This window comes from Mesorhizobium sp. M2A.F.Ca.ET.037.01.1.1 (assembly GCF_003998075.1).
In the GTDB taxonomy this organism is placed as follows: Bacteria; Pseudomonadota; Alphaproteobacteria; order Rhizobiales; family Rhizobiaceae; genus Mesorhizobium.
The window spans coordinates 1-5701 of record NZ_RZSA01000382.1 but is presented as its reverse complement, the minus strand read 5'-3'; the positions used below and the strand labels follow the sequence as shown (position 1 = coordinate 5701).

Annotated in this window: 6 protein-coding genes; all 6 read left to right on the top strand. The window is 63.2% G+C overall.

Features of this window, described 5'->3' with window-relative positions; genetic code table 11:
- On the top strand, positions 1-360 hold a 360-nt coding region (locus tag EOA27_RS19180; RefSeq protein ID WP_145970418.1), incomplete at its 5' end, for an enoyl-CoA hydratase-related protein.
- A 10-nt stretch (positions 361-370) separates the two neighbouring features.
- Positions 371-1882, top strand: a complete 1512-nt coding sequence (locus EOA27_RS19175) for an aldehyde dehydrogenase family protein (protein WP_126083726.1) — start codon at positions 371-373, stop codon at positions 1880-1882.
- A 58-nt stretch (positions 1883-1940) separates the two neighbouring features.
- The gene (locus tag EOA27_RS19170; protein ID WP_126081447.1) at positions 1941-3194 is read left to right on the top strand and encodes an ABC transporter substrate-binding protein; all 1254 of its coding nucleotides are present in this window, start codon (positions 1941-1943) and stop codon (positions 3192-3194) included.
- 125 nt (positions 3195-3319) lie between these two features.
- Positions 3320-4279 (top strand): sugar ABC transporter permease, encoded by a 960-nt coding sequence (locus EOA27_RS19165; RefSeq protein WP_126081446.1) that lies wholly within the window; start codon positions 3320-3322, stop codon positions 4277-4279.
- Positions 4276-5220, top strand: a complete 945-nt coding sequence (locus EOA27_RS19160; RefSeq protein ID WP_126081445.1) for a carbohydrate ABC transporter permease — start codon at positions 4276-4278, stop codon at positions 5218-5220. Before EOA27_RS19165 ends, EOA27_RS19160 begins: the two co-directional genes overlap by 4 nt.
- A gap of 21 nt (positions 5221-5241) precedes the next feature.
- On the top strand, positions 5242-5701 hold a 460-nt coding region (locus EOA27_RS19155), incomplete at its 3' end, for an ABC transporter ATP-binding protein (RefSeq protein WP_145970417.1).

Sequence of the window (5701 nt, the reverse complement as noted above, 5' to 3'; positions counted from 1 at the left end):
TTGCGTGCCCGACCATCCGGGAACGACGCCGATAGAGGTTTCGGTGCACAGATCGTGCGCCGGATGGCGATTGGCGGCGAGATTTTCCTGGCGGCCGACGCGCTGGCGGACGGCATCGTCGACCGGCTGGTCGAAACCGGCAAGGCTTTCGACGAAGCCAGAAGCTGGGCCGAAAAGATCGCCGAGCGCGGCCCGCTGGCGACCGAGGCCGCCAAGCTGATGATCGGCGTTGCCGAGGGCGAGGAAGACGCAGCCGCGACCGAGGCGCTGGCCAGCGGCTTCATTGCGCTGACGGGCGACCTCAAAGCCGGCGTCGGCGCCTTCAAGGCCAGGCAGAAGCCGGCCTTTTCGAGATCCTAGAGAAGACATGATGAACGCACCGCTCAACATTGCCATGCCGGCCGAAGCGTCCCAGGCGCCGCAGCCCTACAAGCTCTTGATCGGCGGCAAGCATGTCGACGCCAGCGACGGCCGCAGCATCGAGCGCGCCAGCCCCGGCCATGGTTTTGTCGTGTCCCGCTATGCCCAGGCCGGCGCCGCGGAAGTCGAGGCCGCTGTGCAGGCCGCGCACAGGGCCTTCGAAACCGGACCCTGGCCGCGCATGAAGGCCTCGGAGCGCGCCGCGGTGCTGCTCAAGGCCGCCGACCTGATAGAAAGCCGGCTGGAACAGATCGCCCGGCTCGACGCGCTGGAATCCGGCAAGCCGATCGCCCAGGCGCGCGGCGAGATCGGCGGCGCCGTCGATATCTGGCGCTATGCCGCCTCGCTCGCCCGCACGCTGCATGGCGAAAGCTACGCCAATCTCGGCGACGATATGCTGGGCGTGGTGCTGCGCGAACCGATCGGAGTCGTCTCGATCATCACGCCGTGGAACTTCCCCTTCTTGATCGTCAGCCAGAAACTGCCCTTCGCGCTCGCCGCCGGCTGCACGGCTGTGGTGAAGCCCAGCGAAATGACGTCGGCCTCGACCTTCGTGCTTGGCGACATCCTGCTCGAAGCCGGCTTGCCCCCCGGCGCCGTCAACATCCTCGCCGGCTACGGCTCGGATATCGGCGCGCCGATGGTCAGCCATCCGCTGGTCGAGATGGTCTCCTTCACCGGCTCGACCCGTGTCGGCAAGATGACGATGGCCGCCGCCTCCAATTCGCTTAAGAAGGTCTCGATGGAACTCGGCGGCAAGAACGGCCAGATCGTCTTCCCCGACGCCGACCTCGAAGCGGCGGCGGACGCCGCGGTGTTCGGCGGCTTCTTCAACGCCGGCGAATGCTGCAATGCCGGCAGCCGCCTGATCGTGCATGAGGCGATCGCCGACGACTTCCTTGGCGCAGTCAAGGCGCTGGCTGAAAAGGTCCGCGTCGGCGATCCGCTCGACAACCGCACCAAGGTCGGCGCCATGATCTCGGCCGATCATATGGAAAGGGTAGCCGGCTATGTTGCGGCGGCGCAAACTGACGGCGGCAGCGTTTTCGCCGGCGGCACCCGGCTTCAATCCAACGCCGGCCAATATCTCGATCCGACTATCGTCCGTAACGTCACGGAAGACATGGCGATCGCGCGCGAGGAAGTGTTCGGTCCGGTGCTGTCCGTGCTCACTTTTGAAACGATTGAAAAGGCATTGCACATTGCCAACAACACGCCCTATGGTTTGTCTGCAGGGGTGTGGAGCGCCAGCATCGACACATGCATGTCGGTGGCGCGCGGTGTGCGTTCGGGGACGGTCTGGGTGAACACGTTCATGGAAGGTTACCCAGAGCTGCCTTTCGGGGGTTACAAGCAGTCCGGTCTGGGACGCGAACTCGGCAAACGCGCTGTCGAGGATTATACCGAGGAAAAGACCATCCAGTTTCATCGCGGCCAGCGTACCGGTTGGTGGGTCGGCTGAGTTGGGAGACGCCGGCGGACACCCGCCGGTTATGTGTATGCAACAAGGGAGGTAGTACATGTTGCGCAAACTGTTTATCGGAACGGCTCTTGCGACGAGCTTTGCGTTCTCGGCGCATGCCGCGGACGTCAAGGAAGTGCAGATGCTGCATTGGTGGACCTCGGGCGGCGAAGCGGCAGCTCTGAACGTGCTGAAGCAGGATCTGGCCAAGGAAGGCTTTGCCTGGAAGGACGTGCCGGTGGCCGGCGGCGGCGGCGACGCCGCCATGACCGCGCTGAAGGCGATGGTCGCGGCCGGCAACTACCCGACCGCCTCGCAGATGCTGGGCTACACCGTGCTCGACTATGCCGCCGCCGGCGTCATGGGCGACCTGACCGAGACCGCCAAGAAGGAAGGCTGGGACAAGTCGGTTCCGGCCGCCCTGCAGAAATTCTCGGTCTATGACGGCAAGTGGGTGGCCGCACCGGTCAACGTCCACTCCGTCAACTGGCTGTGGATCAACAAGGCGGTGATGGACAAGATCGGCGGCACCGAGCCGAAGACCTTCGACGACTTCGTGGCGTTGCTCGACAAGGCCAAGGCTGCGGGCGTCATCCCGCTCGCCCTGGGCGGCCAGAACTGGCAGGAGGCCACCATGTTCGACTCCGTCGTGCTGTCGACCGGCGGGCCGGAGTTCTACAAGAAGGCGATGAACGACCTCGATGAGGACTCGCTCAAGTCCGACACGATGAAGAAGTCGTTCGACAACCTCGCCAAGCTCGTCAAATATGTGGACCCGAACTTCTCGGGCCGCGACTGGAACCTCGCCACCGCCATGGTCATCAAGGGCGACGCGCTGGTTCAGGTCATGGGCGACTGGGCCAAGGGCGAGTTCCACGCCGCCAACAAGACCCCTGACACCGACTTCCTCTGCTACCGCTTCCCGGGCACCGACGGCTCGGTGATCTACAACTCCGACATGTTCGGCATGTTCAACGTGCCGGAGGATCGCAAGGCCGCCCAGGTCGCGCTGGCCACCGCCACCTTGTCGAAAAGCTTCCAGTCGGCCTTCAACGTGGTGAAGGGTTCGGTCCCGGCCCGCACCGACGTGCCGGACACCGACTTCGACGCTTGCGGCAAGAAGGGCATCGCCGACCTGAAGAAGGCCAACGAAGGCGGCACGCTGTTCGGCTCGCTGGCGCAGGGCTACGGCGCTCCGCCCGCCGTCGCCAACGCCTACAAGGACGTCGTGTCGAAATTCGTCCATGGTCAGATCAAGAGCTCCGACGAGGCCGTGACCGAGCTGGTCAAGGCGATCGACGACGCCAAGTAAGGATCGCTTGAACTCAGGTCTCCCCCGCTTCGGCGGGGGAGGTCTCCTGTCGACAAAAGGTGTGGGACAACCCTGGTGCGTTTTCGCGCCGGGCGGTTTCCGACCAACCGGAACTGGACAAGCCGATGAGCACAGTTGCCGAAACCCAGATCAAGCTGACACCGGAGCACGACGCCCGTCCCGGCGCGTCGGTACGGTCGCGGCTGCAGGATTTGTTGCCGAAGATCGTTCTGGCGCCGAGCTTCGCGGCGACGATCGTCTTCGTCTACGGCTTCATCCTGTGGACGATCTATCTGTCCTTCACCAATTCCAAGACTTTCCCGTCCTACGCCATCACCGGTCCCCGCGCCTATCAGCGGCTGTGGCGCTGGACCTTCGAGAGCGATCCGCCGTCGAGCTGGTACACCTCGATCACCAATATGGGCATTTTCGGCTTCCTCTATATCCTGATCTGCCTGGCGCTCGGCCTGTTCCTGGCCATCCTTCTCGACCAGAAGATCCGCGGCGAAGGCATGCTGCGGCCGATCTATCTCTACCCCATGGCGCTCTCCTTCATCGTCACCGGCGTCGCCTGGAAATGGTTCCTCGATCCCGGCCTCGGGCTGGAGCAGACGCTGCACCAATGGGGCTGGACGAGCTTCCATTTCGACTGGATCAAGAACAAGGATTTCGTCATCTACACGGTCGTCATCGCCGGCGTCTGGCAGGCTTCCGGCTTCATCATGGCGATGTTCCTGGCTGGCCTGCGCGGCATCGACGGCGAGATCATGAAGGCGGCGCAGATCGACGGCGCATCCACCTTCCAGCTTTACCGCCGCATCGTCATTCCGCTGCTGCGGCCGGTGTTCCTGTCGGCCTTCATCGTGCTCGCGCATCTGGCCATCAAGTCCTATGACTTGGTCGTCGCGCTGACCAGCGGCGGCCCCGGCGGCTCGGCCTGGCTGCCGTCCAATTTCATGTATGAGTTCACCTTCAAGCGCAACGAGATGGCGGTCGGGTCGGCCAGCGCCGTGATCATGCTGATGACCATCACGGCCATCATTGTTCCGTATCTCTATTCCGAGCTCAGGGAGAAGTCGCGATGAGCGCCGTCACTTCACCCGCCCGCCAGGCTTCGAGCGGCCTGAGCAGCAAGGCGATCAATCGCATCGTCATCTACGGCCTGCTGGCCCTGTTCGCGATCTTCTACCTGATGCCGCTCTTCGTCATGCTGGTGACCTCGTTCAAGACCATGGACGAGATCCAGAACGGCAACATGCTATCGCTGCCGCATGCGCCGACTTTCGCACCATGGATAAAGGCGTGGAGTGAAGTTTGCTCGGGTCTGACCTGCGTCGGCATGAAAGGCTATTTCTGGAACTCCATCAAGATGGTCGTGCCGGCAGTGCTGATCTCGACGCTGCTTGGCGCGCTGAATGGCTATGTGTTGACCAAATGGCGCTTCCGCGGCCACACGCTGGTCTTCGCAATGATGCTGTTTGCTTGTTTCATCCCGTTCCAGTCGGTGCTATTGCCGATGGCGACGATCCTCGGCAGCCTCGGACGCTTCGGCGTCACGCTGCAGAACGCGACAGGGTTCAATTTCGGCCTCGGCAATTCGACGGTGAACCTGGTCTTCGTCCACGTCGTCTATGGACTGGGCTTCACCACGCTCTTCTTCCGCAACTATTACGAGGCCTTCCCGACCGAGTTGATCAAGGCGGCGCAGGTCGACGGCGCCTCCTTCTTCCAGATCTTCCGGCGCATCATGCTGCCCAATTCGCTGCCGATCATCGTTGTGACGGTGATCTACCAGTTCACCAACATCTGGAATGACTTCCTGTTCGCTTCCGCCTATGCCGGCTCCGGCGACGTGATGCCGATGACTGTGGCGTTGAACAATGTCGTCAACACCTCGACCGGCGTCGTCGAATACAATGTCAACATGGCGGCGGCGATGATCGCCGCGCTCCCCACCCTGATCGTCTATGTCGTCGCCGGCCGCTATTTCGTGCGCGGGCTGATGGCCGGCGCGGTCAAGGGCTGACCCCATTCGGAAGGAACGACCATGGCTTTTCTGGAAATTGATGGGCTGAAGAAGCGCTTCGGGAGCGTCGAGATCCTGAAGGGCATCAATGTCGAGCTCGAAAAGGGCGGCTTCCTGGTGCTGGTCGGCCCGTCCGGCTGCGGCAAATCCACGCTGCTCAACACCATCGCCGGTCTGGAGCAGATCACCGAGGGCGAGATCCGCGTCGATGGCCGCGCCATCAACGATCTGCACCCTTCGAAGCGCGACATCGCCATGGTGTTCCAGAGCTACGCGCTCTACCCCAACATGACGGTTGCCGGAAACATCGCCTTCGGCATGGAGATGCGCGGCGTGCCGGCGGCGGAGCGCCAGGCGGCGATCGACAAGGTCGCCAAGATCCTGCAGATCGGCCACCTGCTCAACCGCAAGCCCAGCCAGCTTTCCGGCGGCCAGCGCCAGCGCGTCGCCATGGGCCGGGCGCTGGTGCGCGACCCGAAAC